The organism is Streptomyces sp. NPDC040432 (genome assembly GCF_055595445.1).
The window spans coordinates 109,129-122,350 of the sequence record NZ_JBVIVP010000014.1 but is presented as its reverse complement, the minus strand read 5'-3'; the positions used below and the strand labels follow the sequence as shown (position 1 = coordinate 122,350).

The following is a 13,222-nucleotide window of genomic DNA, read 5'->3' as shown; positions in this document are numbered from 1 at the left end:
CCCATGCCCGCACCGCCCCGGCTGCTCCCCGCCCATCACTCCTTCCTGACCGACCTCCACCAGTTGGAGGAACCCCTGCTCATCTGGCTCGAACACGCCGCCCGTCACGACCGGACCGCACCCGACGACCTTTGGCGACTTCCCGCGGGCCTGGACGGCGAGGCCCCGCGAACCGCGCTGATCAACATCCACCGGGCGCTGCCCAAGCCATTGCGCCAGGAGATGTACGCCCTCGACGACGGTCGGGCCGTGGAAGGGGGCAACCGCGTCGTGGGCGTCGGCGGCTCCGCCCACACGGCGCTCTACGCCGTCCCCGTCGACCCGGCCGACGTCGACGTCCTGGCCGGGCTCCTAGGCCACTTCCATCGGGCGCTGTCCCACGAGGACGGCTACGCGAGCCTGCACGGCCTCCTTGAGGAGGCCGGTGAGTGGTACGGATGCGAGTACGGCACCGCCCGGGAGACACCGGCCGACGTCGTCGACCGCCTCGCCCGGACCGTCACCGTGCTGCGGCTCGACGACGAGGACACCCGGATGCTCGTCGAGGCCGTCACGGCGGCGGGACCGGGAGGGCACCTCACGCTGACCACCCCGCAGGAGGCCGCCGCCATCCGCTACCTCGACCTCGTCGCCACCCTGACGAGGACGAGCACCTCACCCCTGGACCGCGCCCTGGCCCGGCTCCTCGAACCCGGCGAACGCGACGGCTGACCGACTATGAGCGGCTGTTCCGCGACTCGCTGCGGGACCGTCCCCTGGACCGCGCGATCCTGGCCGCCTTCGCCGAGGTAGTGGGGGCGCAGGGGGACGGTCCGGTCGCGGATCTGGGGTGCGGGCCCGGTCACGTCACGGCGCACCTGAACGGGTTGGGGCGGGCGGCGTTCGGTGTCGACGCCTCGCCCGTGATGATCGAGTCGGCCCGACGGACGCATCCGGAACTGCGGTTCGAGGTGGGCTCGATGGCCGCGTTGGACATCGCCGACGACGCGCTGGGCGGCGTCCTCTCCCATTGGTCCGTCATCCACATCCCGCCACGGGAACTCCCTCCCGTCCTGGCGGAGTTCCACCGCGTGCCGGCTCCCGGCGGCCACCTCCTGATCGGCTTCTCCGCGACGGACGGGGCGTCCCACCCGACGCAGGCCTTCGATCACGCGGTCACCACGGCCTACCGGTGGTCGCCGGACCACCTCGCCGCGCTGCTGCGCGAGGCCGGTTTGGTCGAGGTGGCCCGGATGGTCCGGGAGCCGCAGCCCACCGACCACCGCCAGTTCCGGGAAGTTCATCTGCTCGCCCGCAAGGCCCGGTCCGACCCCGATGGGGCCGGGTGATCGCGCCGTGCGCTCCGGTTGGCCATCACCTCTCACGGGACTCGGATTCGCGGCCCGGGCCGGATTGGAGTGATCGCCACTCAAGACATAGCCCGCCCAACCTCGTAGGTTGCGGGAGACCGCCGCCGAGCCGGCGCCGCAGGGGGCGGCCCGGACGTGCCGTGATGCCGACGGGGCTTCGCACGAGCGGCGTCGGAACAGCGGGGAGCACCAAGTGAATCGTGTCGGCTGGCCCTGGGGCCGCGCCGCCGGCCTGCCGGACCTCGCCCCGGACGCGTCCCCTCCGGCACCCCCGTGCCGGGGCACCCGGCAGGCGCTGGACCTCACGTTCATCGCCCGCGACGGGGACGAGGACGATCTGCTCCTGGGCCAGGACGTGCGGGTGCTGTGCGTGCGGCGGCTCCACGGCTAGGGCGCTTCGTTTGGATCATCGAGCCAGGCTGGACTCGCTCTGGTGATGCGTCGGCGTCAGATGCTGCCGAAGGGGTGGGGATAGACGAACTCACCTTGCACGGACGGATCGTAGGAGGCCAGGGTGCGGATCTGGAACAGGTGCTCCCAGGCCGGTTCCTCGCCAACGATGCCGAAGTCCGTGCTCGGTCGGAATCCGAACCGGCCGAAGAAGTCGGGGTCGCCGAGGACGACGATCATCGGGGCATCGAGGGCGTCCGCTGCGGCGAGGGAAGCGTGGACCAGGGCTGTTCCGAAGCCGCGGCGGCGATGGTCAGAGTGAACTCCGAGCAGGCTGAGGTTCGGGACTCGCACGGGACCGACTCGTCCCCAGGTGCACAGCGCATGGCCGATGATGGTGCCGTGCTTATCCTCGGCCACCAGCGAGAGCGCCGGGATCCAGTTCTCGCCCTTCTGCAGTTCGTCCCTCAGAATCACCTCCACCGGCTCGGCCTCGTGCGGTTTGTATGAGGAGGCGATCGTCACCGCACGAACGGCGGGCAGGTCGGCGGGGGTCTCGCGTCTGATCAGCACCCATGCAGTCTTCCCTGCCGACCTAACAGGCGCGTCTGCGGGGCCGTGGAGTCGGCCCCACGGCATCCTCGGCGCAGCCGATGTCCCCGCTGATCTGCAGGGATGGGGATCACGGCCCGGATGCACGCTTGCCTGTGGATCCTGGGCGCGGCCCCGGCCACGATGGGCGCGCTCGGCTCGTTGCTGACGCCGGGGCTGGTGCAGCGCTGGGGCGAGGTCTTCCCCCGGTGGATGCCGGGCCTGCGCGGCAGGCGGGTACCGATCAGCCTGGCGGTCGTACCGGCCTGGCCGGTCTCCCTGGGGGTGACCATCGCCGGGGTCATGTACATCCGCCTGCACTTCCCAGGAGCCTTCGACAACGAGAGGGACGACTGGGGCGCCACGGTCCCCGAGACGATCTGGCCCGTGTGGGGCATCGCCCGGCCGCCGCGGACCTCGCCCGCCACTTCCGCCGGCGCGGCACCCGCGCACACTGCGGGCGCCCCCTGACCCGGCCGCCGTCCGGGACACCGGCGGTCCCGGCCGCCGGCCCGTGCCTGGCGACGCCCGACCTCAGGGCTTGCGTACGGACAGCTCCCGTGCGGCGACCGTCCGGAAGTCGTTCGGCGGGCGGCCGGTGAGGCGTAGGACGGTGTCGGTGGTGCGGTCCTCGGCGCCCTCGGCGATGGCCCGGTCCATCCCGGCGAGCATCAGGGCGAATTCCCGGGGAATGGCCTCGGCCAGCCGCTGCACCATGGCGTCGTGGGTGAGGTGGTGGTGGACCACGGGACGGCCGGTGACGTCCGTGAGGACCGCCGCGATGTCGTCGTGTCCGAGCGTCCGCGGGCCGGTGAGGACCAGGTCGGTGTTGGGCGCGCGGTCATCGGTGAGGGCGTGCACGGCGACGGCGGCGATGTCGTCGGCGTCGACGAACCCGACCCGGCCCGCGCCGGCCGCCGTGAGGATGGCGCCGTCGTCGCGGATGGTGTCGGCGTGGGTGTGCGCGCCTGTGAAGTTCTGCATGAACCAGGAGGGGCGCAGCACCGCCCATTCCGCGAAGAGGCCGGGCAGGGCCCGGTGGACCTTGCCGACCGCCGGGCCGCCCTCGGGGATGGCGGAGGAGCTGAGGAGTACGGCCCGCCGGACGCCGGCTGCGCGTGCCTGCCGGAGGAGGGGCAGCATGACGGCGGCCGGGTCCGGGTCGCCGACGGGTGGGACGAGGTAGAGGCGGTCGACTTCGGCGAGGGCCGGGCCGTGGGAGTCGGGGTCGTACCAGTCGAAGCGGACCGGTTCGGCGCCCGGGAGCGGGGTGGCACGTCGGCTCGCGACCTTGACCCGCCGGCCGGCGGCGATCAGTCGTGCCGCGGTGCGGCTTCCGGTGGTGCCGGTGGCGCCGATGACCAGGGTCGTTCCGGTGACGGTCATCGGGCGACGCTCCCGGCGAAGTCCAGGCCGGGTTCGTGGACGGCGAGGGGGTTCCAATAGTCGCGGTAGGAGGTGAACCGGCCGTCCTCGACGGTCACGACGGCGATGTAGGTCATGTCGAAGGGAGCTCCGGTCGCGACCACGCGGCCCACGCCGCGCATTTCGACCACGATGGTCGTGGGCTCGGCGGTCCGGTGGATCCTCAGGTCGGGTATGTCGTGCAGGTCGATGTGGTCGGGGTAGTCCCGCATGTAGTCGGCGATGGCCTCCCGGCCGTCCAGCCGTCGGGGCCAACCCGGTGGGGCGAAGGGGAATTCCATGACGCCACGTTCGGACCAGAGGGCGACCCAGGAGGCGATGTCCTTGTCGAGGAGCAGGCGCAGGCCGTGGCGGTACAGGTCCGTCGGCGAGATGGTTTCGGGCATGGGGGCTCTCCGTCCCGTACGATACGGACCAGCGGTCCGCTTCTTGTCACGAAGATACGGACCGCCGGTCCGCTTCGCAACCCGAGGGAACGCCATGACTGCCGAACGCAAGCCGCGCAAGGACGCCGCCCGCAACCGGGCGGCCGTCCTCGCCGCCGCGGACACCCTCTTCGCCGAGTGTCGAAATCCCGAGGACGTGACGATGGCCGACATCGCGGCGGCTGCCGGCGTCGGCAAGGGCACCCTCTTCCGCTCCTTCGGCGACCGCACCGGCCTGATCCGCGCGCTGTACGAGGCCCGGCTCGAACCGGTCCGGGAAGCGGTCGAGGCGGGCCCGGCGCCCCTGGGTCCGCGGACGCCGCCCCTCGAACGCGTACCCGCCCTGCTCGACGCCCTCCTGTGCCTCAAGCTCGACAACCGTCACCTCTCCCTGGCGCTGGAGACGAACGGCGCCGCCAGCCCGTACCGGACGGAACACTACGAGCGGTGGCACGTCCTGCTCCGCGACCTGCTGGAGCGCGTCCCCGGACTGACCTCGTGCGACTTCACCGCCCACGCGCTGCTCGCCGCCACCCGGGCCGACCTCGTCGCCCACCTGGCCGGCGACGAGGCGGTACCGCGCGAGGAACTCCGGCGCCGACTGGCGGACTTCACCGCCTCGGTCCTCGACGCGGGAGCGCGCCGGGCGGCGGAGCGGTCGGACCCCGCCCGCGCGGGCGTCCTCACGGATCCGTGACGTGCGGCCGGTCGGCCCGCCACGCCCCCCACTCGCGGCATAGCGTCGGAGCATGCGCGTACTGGTGACTGGCGGAGCGGGCTTCATCGGCTCGCACATCGTGGCGGAACTGACCGACCGGGGACACGATCCCACGGTCCTCGACCTGGCGTCCGACGGACGCGACGTACGGGACCCGGACGCGGTGCGCGAAGCCCTGCGCGGGGTGGACGCGGTCTGTCACCAGGCGGCCAAGGTCGGTCTGGGCAAGGACTTCACCGAAGCCCCCGACTACGTGTCGGTCAACGACCTCGGAACGGCCGTCCTGCTCTCCGCGATGGCCCGCGCGGGCGTGCGTCGGCTGCTGCTCGCCGGGTCGATGGTCGTCTACGGGGAGGGCCGCTACGCGTGCCCCGCGCACGGGGTCGTACGGCCCGGCCCGCGGGCCGAGGAGGACCTCACGGCCGGCCGGTTCGAGCCGCGCTGCCCGGACTGCGGCGCCGACCTGACCCCGGGCCTGGTGGCCGAGGACGCCCCGATGGACCCCAGGAACGTGTACGCGGCCACGAAGCTCGCCCAGGAGCACCTCGCGTCCTCCTGGGCCCGGGCGACCGGCGGACGGGTGGTCTCGCTGCGCTACCACAACGTCTACGGCCCCGGGATGCCGCGCGACACCCCGTACGCGGGCGTCGCCGCCCTGTTCCGTTCGGCGCTGGCCCGGGGCGAGGCACCGCGGGTCTTCGAGGACGGCGGGCAGCGCCGCGACTTCGTCCACGTACGGGACGTCGCGTCGGCCAACGCCGTCGCCCTCGACGCCCTGGCCGGCGGGCCCGGCTTCGCCGCCTACAACGTGGGCAGCGGCGAGCCGCGCACGGTCGGGGAGATGGCCGCGGCGCTGGCCGTCGCGTGTGCGGGGCCCGCTCCCGTCGTGACGGGCGAGTACCGGTTGGGGGACGTACGCCACATCACGGCCGACGCGTCCCGCCTGCGCGGGGAACTGGGCTGGAAGACGGCGGTGTCGTTCGCGGCGGGGATGGCCGAACTGGCCGCCGGGGTCGGGGCTCCCGCACAGCCCTGACCGGGGCCCGGATCGGCGGCCCGGCCGGTACTACACGGGGGCCGGGAGGGTGAGTTCGAAGCGGCATCCCCCGGGTACGTTGCGGACGTCCGCCTGCCCGGCGTGGGCCTCGACGATGCCGCGGACGATCGCCAGCCCCAGCCCCGCCCCGGACGGAGGGGTGCGGGCCGGGGTACCGCGCCAACCGGTGTCGAACACGCGGGGGAGGTCCTCCTCGGGGATGCCGCCGCAGGCGTCGGTGACCGACACCACCACCGCACCGGCCCGGCGTTCGGCGGCGATGGCGACCGTGCCGTCGGCCGGGGTGTGACGGATCGCGTTGACGAGGAGGTTGGACAGGACCCGGGTCATCTCCTTGCCGTCGACCTCCACGGGGAGCGGGGCCACCTCGTCACCGGCGAGGTGGACGCCGTGTTGGCGGGCGAGAGCGTCGGCGCCCGCGAGCGCGTCGCCGACGAGGTCGTGGAGCGAGAGGCGGGTCGGGCTCAGGTTCAGGGCGCCCGCGTGGATGCGGGACAGTTCGAACAGGTCCGTCACCATGGAGTTGAGCCGCTCCACCTCGGCCCGCATCCGTTGGTGGTAGCGCGCCGGATCGTCCACGATGCCGTCCTCCAACGCCTCCGACATGGCGCGCAGACCGGCGAGGGGGGTGCGCAGGTCGTGCGAGATCCAGGCCACGAGCTCACGGCGCGAGGTCTCCAGGGCGCGTTCCCGCTCGCGGGACGCGGCGAGCCGCTCGCTGGTGAGCGCCAACTCCCGACTCAGTGCGGTGAGTTCCGCGGGGGCCGGCACGGTGGGAGCCGTGAAGGTGCCGGCCTCGCCGAAGTCCCCGGCGGCCCGGACGAGTTCCCGGCAACGCCGGACGACCTGACGGCCGAGGAGCAGGGCCGTGGCCAGGGACACGGCGGCGGCCATCGCCACGACGGTGGTCACGACGGCGAGGTCGTGGGAGGAGAGGAACATCGCCCAGGCGACCGTGAGCGTCCCCGCCAGCATCGCGGAGACCGCCACGGCCGCCACGACCGACAGGGAGACGGCGATGCTGCGTCGGCGCAGGACCCGCAGGGCAGCCGCTCCGAGGAGACCGACCGCGCAGGCGCCGAGGAGCGCGTACAGGGCGATCAACAGCAGGTCACGCATGGCCGTCCTCCGTCCGGACCGCGGCGGGAGCGGCGTCGGCCGCGGGCGCGGTGTCCGTCGCCGGGCCCGCCTCGAAGCGGTAGCCGGCGCCCCAGACCGTCCTGATCAGCCGGGGGTTCGCCGGATCGTCCTCGATCTTGCCGCGCAGCCGGCGGACGTGGACGGTGACGGTGGACAGGTCACCGAAGTCCCAACCCCACACCTCCCGCATCAGCCGTTCCCGGTCGCAGACCTGCCCCTGATGCCCCAGGAAATAGGCCAGGAGGTCGAACTCCCGCAAGGTCAGAGCGAGTTCGCTCCCGTTCTTGGCGACCCGGCGGGCCGCCGGGTCCATCGTGAGTCCGGCGGCGGCGAGCAGGGGGCCGCCGGCCCCGGCGGCGGAGCCCCGGTGGGCGGAGGCCCGGCGCAGGACCGACCGTACGCGCAGGACGAGCTCGCGCGGGCTGAAGGGTTTCGTCACGTAGTCGTCGGCGCCGACCTCCAGACCCAGGATCCGCTCCTCCTCGTCGCCCCGCGCGGTCAGCATCACCACGGGAACGGGGGGCGTCCCGTGTTCGCGGGCCCGCAGGCGGCGGCAGACCTCCAGGCCGTCGATGCCGGGCAGCATCAGGTCGAGGACGATCAGGTCGGGCCGGTGGCGGTCTGCGGCATCGAGCGCCGTCGGTCCGTCGGCGGCCCGGAGCACGGTGAAACCGGCGCGCTCCAGGTAGCCGGTGACCACCTCCGAGACGGTCGGATCGTCGTCCACGACCAGGACGAGGCCACCCGTCTCCCCCGTGGTGGGATCCCGGTCGGTGGTCGGATCCGTCCCGGTGTGCTGTTCGATGCTCGGTGCCATGCCTCCAGGGTGTCACCGTGCCGGCCCGGACGGTGCCCGGACCCCGTGCGTCCGGGGCGGTGTCCGCGTTTCGTAAGGTCTTGAAACCCCTTCACCGGCTGTCCGGTTCCTACGGTGTGGAGGGTGACTCCTTCTGCTTGTGCTCCGCCCCGCGCGGATCTCGTACTGCCCTGCCTCGACGAGGCGGAGGCGCTCCCCTGGGTGTTGGCCCGCGTGCCGGCCGGATGGCGTGCCATCGTCGTGGACAACGGCTCGACCGACGGTTCCGCGGACATCGCCCGCGGTCTCGGGGCGACCGTCGTGCACGAGGACCGGCGCGGTTTCGGCGCCGCCTGCCACGCCGGCCTGCTGGCCGCCCGGGCCGACCTGGTCTGCTTCTGCGACTGCGACGCCTCCATGGACCCCGGCCGGCTCGGCGCGATGGCGACGCGGGTCGCTTCCGGAGAGGTCGACCTGCTGCTGGGTCGGCGGCGCCCGCAGGGCCCCGGCGCGTGGCCGGCGCACGCCCGCGCCGGCAATGCGGCGCTCGCCCGGATGCTGCGCCGCCGCACCGGACTGCGGTTGCGCGACCTCGGCCCGATGCGGGTCGCCCGCCGCGAGGCCCTCCTCGGACTGGACCTGACCGACCGGCGCAGCGGATACCCGCTCCAGATGGTCGTACGGGCCGCCGACGCGGGCTGGCGGATCGCCGAGACGGACGTCCCGTACCTGCCGCGCGCCGGACGTTCGAAGGTCACGGGAACCTGGCGCGGCACCTGGCACGCCGTGCGCGACATGCGCCGGGTCCTGGCCGAACCGGCCGTCGGCGGCGACGCGCCGGTGCGGGGGGTGTCCGCGTGAGCACCCTCCTCGTCATCGCGAAGGCTCCCGTTCCGGGACGCGTCAAGACCCGTCTGACCACGACTTTCACACCCGAGGAGGCTGCCGATCTGGCGCGTGCCGCCTTGCAGGACACCCTGGCGGCGGTCCTGGCGACGCCCGCCCGGCGTCGGGTCCTGGTCCTCGACGGGCGACCGGGGGCGTGGCTCCCGCCCGGCATCGAGGTCGTGCCGCAGTGCGCGGGCGGGTTGGACGCCCGGCTCGCCGCCGCCTTCGCGTCGGCGGACGGGCCCGCCCTGCTCGTCGGCATGGACACCCCGCAGGTCACTCCCGACCAGCTCCGGCAGGGACTGGACTTCGCCGCGGCGGACGCCTGGTTCGGGCCGGCGGATGACGGCGGGTTCTGGGCCCTCGGGCTGGCAGCCCCGGATCCGGCGCTGCTGCGCGGGGTCCCGATGTCGGTACCGGACACCGGGCGGGTGCAGCGCGGGCGCCTGACCGGGGCCGGGCTCGCCGTACGGGACCTGCCCGAGCTGTGCGACGTGGACACGCCCGCCGATGCGGCGCGGGTCGCGGCGACGGCCCCGGGGTCCCGCTTCGCGCGCCTGTACGGCGAGCTGTCGGGGGTGACCCGATGACCGCCCGGCTGACGGAACCCGCCGGCCGCAGCCGGCGCGCCGACCCGTACGGCGACGCGCTGCGGGCGGGCCGCGGGCCGCTCTACCTGCGGCGTCGGGACGGCCGGCTCCTCCCGTTGGAGGTCGAGCGCTGGTGCGCGGACGCGGACGAGGCCGACGACACGGTGTTGGCCCGCTGCACCGGGTCCGTACTGGACGTCGGCTGCGGTCCGGGCCGGCTCGTCGCCGCGCTCGCCCGGCGGGGGCGCCCGGCGCTGGGTGTGGACGTGACGCCGGAGGCGGTTTCGCGGACGGTGCGCGCGGGTGGCAGCGCCCTGTGCCGTTCGGTCTTCGACCCGCTGCCGAGCGAGGGGCGCTGGGGCACGGTGCTGCTCATCGACGGCAACATCGGCATCGGTGGTGACCCCGGGCGGCTGCTCCGCCGTGCCGTCGCGCTGGCGGCGCCCGAGGGGTCCCTGCTGGTCGAGGTGGCGTCCACCGACGTGGACGAACGCGTCGAGGTGCACCTGGAGGACGGGGCCGGCGGGCACGGAACGCCGTTCCGGTGGGCTCTGCTCGGCGCCCGCGCCCTGTGCGCGGAGGCCGAGGCCGCGGGCTGGACTCCGTCGGTGAGCTGGCAGGCGGCAGGCCGGCACTTCGTGCACCTGCGTCGCTGAGCGGCCGGGCGGGCACCCACGGCGGGCGGTGGATCCGCGCGCCGTGGGTGCCGGGCGGGCCGGCCCCGTCCGGTGCGTGTGCCCCGCGCCGGCTCCGTCCTCAACCTGTGCGGCGGCGGCGGGCCCGGCGCAGGACCGCTCGGGTGCCCTCGTACCCGAGGGTGAGCACGGCGATCGCCGCCATGGTGAGCAACCAGTTGCGCAGGTAGTCCAGGGGCAGCACCGTCGGGTTCGCCGCGGCGCCGGGACGCAGCAGCGGGGGCAGGGCGACGGCGGTGAGCGAGCCGGCCACGATCAGGGCGGCGCGCGGGACCGGGCGCATCCGCAGTCCGACCGCGGCGATCAGGGCGGCGACCACGATCACGAAGGGGGCCACCAGGCCGTCGTGCACGACGACGGCTCCCCCGAGCCACACCAGGACCCGCCACGGCTGTGGTTGCCGGCCCAGCAGCAGGCAGCCCCAGCCGATCAGCGCCAGTCCGACGGCTCCCAGCAGGTACCGGATCCGCATCACCGCACCTCCAGTCGGCCGACCCATTTGGTCTGGAGCACGCCGGGGCGGTTCGGGGCGATGATGCGCGCCGGATAGCCGTGGTCGAGCGACAGCACCTCCCCGTTCAGGCGCAGTGCGAGCAGGGTGAGCGGGTCCTGTGCGTAGAGCCGGCCCATGTCCATCACCCGGTAGGCCCCGGCCTCCTCCAGGGACACCACCCGAACCCGCGAGGACGGGCTGCCACCGGCGAGTTCCAGCAGGTCGCGGACCCGTACGCCGGTCCACAGGGCGGACTTGCTCCACCCTTCGACGCAGGCGATGGGCAGGGTCACCTCGTGCTGGGGCAGGGCGCGCAGTTCCTCCGGGGTCAGGGTGAACGGGCGGGGGCCGTCGACGGTGAGCCGCCAACCGGCAAGGGAGGCCCGGGTGACGCGTGCGGCGGCGGCCGTCCGGTTCACCGGCAGTCCCTGGACGCCGTGGGCGGGGCTGCGCGGGGCGAACAGGTCGAGGCGGCCGAGCGGTGTGACGGACTGCCCGACGGTCGTGAGGGTGACCGCGCCCACCGCGGCGGCGATCCCGGTGAGGAGTCGGCGCCGGTCGGGTCCGTCGGTCTCGGGCAGGGCCAGGGTGCCGGGCGAGCGGAGGGTGAAGTGGTCCCGGATCGCGGGCCACTGCACCGCGATGTGCAGCAGCAGGGAACCCATGACGATCCAGGCGACCGCGAAGTGGGTCGGTACGAAGTCGAACGGCCACGGGTACCACTGGAAGGTGTTCAGCAGCCCGGTGAAGAGCTCGAACAGGGCGGCCCCGACGAGCACCGCGACCGACAGTCGCTCCAGCCCGTGCAGGACGGAGCGCACCGGCGGCCGGACGAACAGGCGCGGATAGACCGCCCACAGTTTCGCCAGGAGCAAGGGGATCGCCGCGATGCCCGAGGCCACGTGGAGCCCCTGCGTCAGCCGGTATCCCCAGGACGGGCGGCTCGGCAGCAGGTCGACCGCCCATCCCGGCGGGTGCTGGAGGAAGTGGCTCAGCAGGCCCGTCGCGAAGCAGACGGCGAAGGTCAGGGCGAGCCACCGGCCGATGGCCGTCGCGGTACGGGCGTCGTGCAGCCGTGCCTTGAAGGTGATCGGTGGTCCGGGGGGCAACGTGAAGCGCATGTGACCATCACACCCCCGCGGGGCGGTCCGCGGGGTGCCGCGACACCTTACGGAACGCGGACGTCGCGGGCGTCGCGGGCCCGGGGAGGGAGGCTTGCTGGAACGCTTGGGCAGGTGAACCCGCGCACCGTCCTCGCCTCCGCCGTCCTCGCGGCCCTCGTCACGGCCCTCGTCCTCACCCTGCGGTACGACGGGCACTTCACGGATCCGGTCGGTCTGTTGTGGTGGTACGCGGTCTGTTGGGGCCTGTTCGTGCTCGCGCTCCTCGCGCTGCGCCGGGTACCGGCCGGGCACGTCGCGCCCCTGCTCGTCGTCGGGGCGCTCGCCGTCACCCTGACCGGTCCGGTGGCTGCGCCCCGCACCAGCACCGATTCGTACCGCTACGCGTGGGACGGTCGCGTCCAGTCCGCCGGGATCTCCCCGTACGACCACGCCCCGCAGGATCCGGCGCTCGCCCGGCTGCGGGACCCCTGGTTGTTCCCCACCGGGCCGGTCTGTTCGGACCCCGACCTGGCACCCGTCCCCCACACCGGTGGGGAGCCGCACTGCACCCGGATCAACAGGCCCGCCGTCCACACCATCTACCCGCCCGTCGCCGAGGTCTACTTCCTGGCGGTCGACCGGTTCGCGCCCGAGGGCTCCCGGTACAAGCCGCTCCAGATCGGCGGCGCCCTGATCTCCGTCGGGGTGACGGGGGCCGTCCTGCTGATCCTGCGCCGGCGCGGTCGTGACCTTCGCGACGCCGCGTACTGGGCCTGGTGTCCGGCGGTGCCCGTCGAGGCCGTCAACAACGCGCACGTGGACGTCCTGGGAACGCTGCTCGCGGTGGTCGGTCTCGGTCTCGTCGCCGGCCGGGGACTCGGCCGGCGGGCCGGCGGGAGCCTGGTCCTCGGTGCGGCCGTGGCCACCAAGTTGATGCCCGCCGTCGTCCTGCCGGGCGCCCTGTCGGGGGTGCGTCGCGTCCGGGACGCCGCTGCGGTGCTGCTCCCCGCCGCCGTGTTCACGGCGGCGGCCTACCTGCCGTACGTCCTCCTCTCGCACGGTTCGGTGTTCGGCTACCTGGGCGGCTACGTGGCGGAGGAGGGCTACGAGGACCCCGGGTCCGGTTCCCGCTACTCGCTGCTGCGCCTGGTCCTGCCCGACGCCTGGGCGTTGCCCGTGCTCGTGGCGACCCTGGCCGGCGTCTGCCTGTACGTGATGCGGCGCGGGGACCCGCGCCGGCCGTGGAGCGGGGCCCTGCTCGTCACCGGCTGGGCGTTCGCGCTGTTGACCCCCGGCTACTGCTGGTACGCCCTGCTGTTGGTCGCCCTGGTGGCGTTGGACGGGCGCTGGGAGTGGCTGGGCATCGCGTTCGCGGGCGCCGCCGTCTACGTCCTCGCGCCGGAGTTCGGCCACGGGGCGACGGTGAGCAACACCGCGTACGGCGCGGCGGTCGTGCTCGTCGTGGCCGTCACCGCGCTGCGCCGACGCGGCGCGCGCCGCGCGTCCGCCGGGGACGCGCGTGGGAGCCGTGGGGGCGGACCTGCCTGAGGGCACGCGGCCGG

General features: G+C 74.0%; 17 protein-coding genes. 10 read left to right on the top strand and 7 right to left on the bottom strand.

Going from position 1 to position 13,222, the window contains the following annotated elements; translation table 11 throughout:
* Positions 1–3: 3 nt before the first annotated feature.
* The 3 genes from ACZ58N_RS25820 to ACZ58N_RS25810 all read left to right on the top strand — a co-directional run bounded on the left by ACZ58N_RS25820 (position 4) and on the right by ACZ58N_RS25810 (position 1,740).
* The gene (locus tag ACZ58N_RS25820) at positions 4–711 is read left to right on the top strand and encodes a hypothetical protein (RefSeq protein WP_471164265.1); all 708 of its coding nucleotides are present in this window, start codon (positions 4–6) and stop codon (positions 709–711) included.
* Positions 708–1,328, top strand: a complete 621-nt coding sequence (locus ACZ58N_RS25815) for a class I SAM-dependent DNA methyltransferase (RefSeq protein ID WP_471164401.1) — start codon at positions 708–710, stop codon at positions 1,326–1,328. Before ACZ58N_RS25820 ends, ACZ58N_RS25815 begins: the two co-directional genes overlap by 4 nt.
* A gap of 214 nt (positions 1,329–1,542) precedes the next feature.
* Entirely contained in the window at positions 1,543–1,740 is a 198-nt protein-coding gene (locus tag ACZ58N_RS25810) for a hypothetical protein (RefSeq protein ID WP_471164262.1), read from the top strand.
* 56 nt (positions 1,741–1,796) lie between these two features.
* Here ACZ58N_RS25810 and ACZ58N_RS25805 read toward each other — a convergent pair whose 3' ends face one another.
* Positions 1,797–2,312 (bottom strand): GNAT family N-acetyltransferase, encoded by a 516-nt coding sequence (locus tag ACZ58N_RS25805; protein WP_471164260.1) that lies wholly within the window; start codon positions 2,310–2,312, stop codon positions 1,797–1,799.
* A 120-nt stretch (positions 2,313–2,432) separates the two neighbouring features.
* Here ACZ58N_RS25805 and ACZ58N_RS25800 point away from each other — a divergent pair, with 120 nt between their 5' ends.
* Complete coding sequence (locus ACZ58N_RS25800; protein ID WP_471164257.1) at positions 2,433–2,801, top strand: hypothetical protein; 369 nt, start codon at positions 2,433–2,435, stop codon at positions 2,799–2,801.
* A 63-nt stretch (positions 2,802–2,864) separates the two neighbouring features.
* Here the strand turns inward: ACZ58N_RS25800 and ACZ58N_RS25795 are convergent, their stop codons facing one another.
* A complete protein-coding gene (locus tag ACZ58N_RS25795; protein WP_471164255.1) occupies positions 2,865–3,716 on the bottom strand; it encodes an NmrA family NAD(P)-binding protein in 852 nt (283 codons plus the stop codon).
* Complete coding sequence (locus ACZ58N_RS25790; RefSeq protein ID WP_471164253.1) at positions 3,713–4,141, bottom strand: nuclear transport factor 2 family protein; 429 nt, start codon at positions 4,139–4,141, stop codon at positions 3,713–3,715. The genes ACZ58N_RS25795 and ACZ58N_RS25790 overlap by 4 nt, the downstream gene beginning before the upstream one ends.
* A gap of 94 nt (positions 4,142–4,235) precedes the next feature.
* On the opposite strand from ACZ58N_RS25790, the gene ACZ58N_RS25785 reads away from it, so the two are divergent.
* Together ACZ58N_RS25785 and ACZ58N_RS25780 are read left to right on the top strand one after the other, a co-directional pair.
* Positions 4,236–4,877: a TetR/AcrR family transcriptional regulator gene (locus tag ACZ58N_RS25785; RefSeq protein WP_471164250.1), complete on the top strand. Its 642-nt coding sequence runs from the start codon at positions 4,236–4,238 to the stop codon at positions 4,875–4,877.
* Positions 4,878–4,929: 52 nt separating this feature from the next.
* Complete coding sequence (locus ACZ58N_RS25780) at positions 4,930–5,934, top strand: NAD-dependent epimerase/dehydratase family protein (protein WP_471164248.1); 1,005 nt, start codon at positions 4,930–4,932, stop codon at positions 5,932–5,934.
* A 30-nt stretch (positions 5,935–5,964) separates the two neighbouring features.
* On the opposite strand, the gene ACZ58N_RS25775 is transcribed toward ACZ58N_RS25780, so the two are convergent.
* Both ACZ58N_RS25775 and ACZ58N_RS25770 read right to left on the bottom strand, forming a co-directional pair.
* Entirely contained in the window at positions 5,965–7,074 is a 1,110-nt protein-coding gene (locus ACZ58N_RS25775; RefSeq protein ID WP_471164245.1) for a sensor histidine kinase, read from the bottom strand.
* A complete protein-coding gene (locus tag ACZ58N_RS25770) occupies positions 7,067–7,912 on the bottom strand; it encodes a response regulator transcription factor (protein ID WP_471164243.1) in 846 nt (281 codons plus the stop codon). The genes ACZ58N_RS25775 and ACZ58N_RS25770 overlap by 8 nt, the downstream gene beginning before the upstream one ends.
* Positions 7,913–8,035: 123 nt before the next feature.
* On the opposite strand from ACZ58N_RS25770, the gene ACZ58N_RS25765 reads away from it, so the two are divergent.
* Genes ACZ58N_RS25765 through ACZ58N_RS25755 form a run of 3 tightly spaced genes read left to right on the top strand, consistent with a single transcriptional unit; the run spans position 8,036 to position 10,025 of the window.
* Complete coding sequence (locus tag ACZ58N_RS25765; RefSeq protein ID WP_471164240.1) at positions 8,036–8,752, top strand: glycosyltransferase family 2 protein; 717 nt, start codon at positions 8,036–8,038, stop codon at positions 8,750–8,752.
* Positions 8,749–9,369 (top strand): TIGR04282 family arsenosugar biosynthesis glycosyltransferase, encoded by a 621-nt coding sequence (locus tag ACZ58N_RS25760; protein ID WP_471164238.1) that lies wholly within the window; start codon positions 8,749–8,751, stop codon positions 9,367–9,369. Before ACZ58N_RS25765 ends, ACZ58N_RS25760 begins: the two co-directional genes overlap by 4 nt.
* Positions 9,366–10,025, top strand: coding sequence for a class I SAM-dependent methyltransferase (locus ACZ58N_RS25755; RefSeq protein ID WP_471164235.1), 660 nt, complete (start codon positions 9,366–9,368; stop codon positions 10,023–10,025). The genes ACZ58N_RS25760 and ACZ58N_RS25755 overlap by 4 nt, the downstream gene beginning before the upstream one ends.
* A 100-nt stretch (positions 10,026–10,125) precedes the next feature.
* On the opposite strand, the gene ACZ58N_RS25750 is transcribed toward ACZ58N_RS25755, so the two are convergent.
* Together ACZ58N_RS25750 and ACZ58N_RS25745 are read right to left on the bottom strand one after the other, a co-directional pair.
* Complete coding sequence (locus ACZ58N_RS25750) at positions 10,126–10,536, bottom strand: hypothetical protein (protein ID WP_471164233.1); 411 nt, start codon at positions 10,534–10,536, stop codon at positions 10,126–10,128.
* Positions 10,536–11,678, bottom strand: a complete 1,143-nt coding sequence (locus ACZ58N_RS25745) for a molybdopterin-dependent oxidoreductase (RefSeq protein ID WP_471164231.1) — start codon at positions 11,676–11,678, stop codon at positions 10,536–10,538. The genes ACZ58N_RS25750 and ACZ58N_RS25745 overlap by 1 nt, the downstream gene beginning before the upstream one ends.
* 114 nt (positions 11,679–11,792) lie before the next feature.
* Here ACZ58N_RS25745 and ACZ58N_RS25740 point away from each other — a divergent pair, with 114 nt between their 5' ends.
* Positions 11,793–13,208, top strand: a complete 1,416-nt coding sequence (locus ACZ58N_RS25740) for a glycosyltransferase 87 family protein (protein WP_471164228.1) — start codon at positions 11,793–11,795, stop codon at positions 13,206–13,208.
* The last annotated feature ends 14 nt before the right edge of the window (positions 13,209–13,222 follow it).

Coding starts and splice junctions, on each gene's coding strand:
- ACZ58N_RS25820 (WP_471164265.1), top strand. CDS start 4: ATGCCCGCACCGCCCCGGCTGCTCCCCGCCCATCACTCCTTCCTGACC.
- ACZ58N_RS25800 (WP_471164257.1), top strand. CDS start 2,433: ATGCACGCTTGCCTGTGGATCCTGGGCGCGGCCCCGGCCACGATGGGC.
- ACZ58N_RS25795 (WP_471164255.1), bottom strand. CDS start 3,716: ATGACCGTCACCGGAACGACCCTGGTCATCGGCGCCACCGGCACCACC.
- ACZ58N_RS25790 (WP_471164253.1), bottom strand. CDS start 4,141: ATGCCCGAAACCATCTCGCCGACGGACCTGTACCGCCACGGCCTGCGC.
- ACZ58N_RS25785 (WP_471164250.1), top strand. CDS start 4,236: ATGACTGCCGAACGCAAGCCGCGCAAGGACGCCGCCCGCAACCGGGCG.
- ACZ58N_RS25780 (WP_471164248.1), top strand. CDS start 4,930: ATGCGCGTACTGGTGACTGGCGGAGCGGGCTTCATCGGCTCGCACATC.
- ACZ58N_RS25775 (WP_471164245.1), bottom strand. CDS start 7,074: ATGCGTGACCTGCTGTTGATCGCCCTGTACGCGCTCCTCGGCGCCTGC.
- ACZ58N_RS25770 (WP_471164243.1), bottom strand. CDS start 7,912: ATGGCACCGAGCATCGAACAGCACACCGGGACGGATCCGACCACCGAC.
- ACZ58N_RS25755 (WP_471164235.1), top strand. CDS start 9,366: ATGACCGCCCGGCTGACGGAACCCGCCGGCCGCAGCCGGCGCGCCGAC.
- ACZ58N_RS25750 (WP_471164233.1), bottom strand. CDS start 10,536: ATGCGGATCCGGTACCTGCTGGGAGCCGTCGGACTGGCGCTGATCGGC.
- ACZ58N_RS25745 (WP_471164231.1), bottom strand. CDS start 11,678: ATGCGCTTCACGTTGCCCCCCGGACCACCGATCACCTTCAAGGCACGG.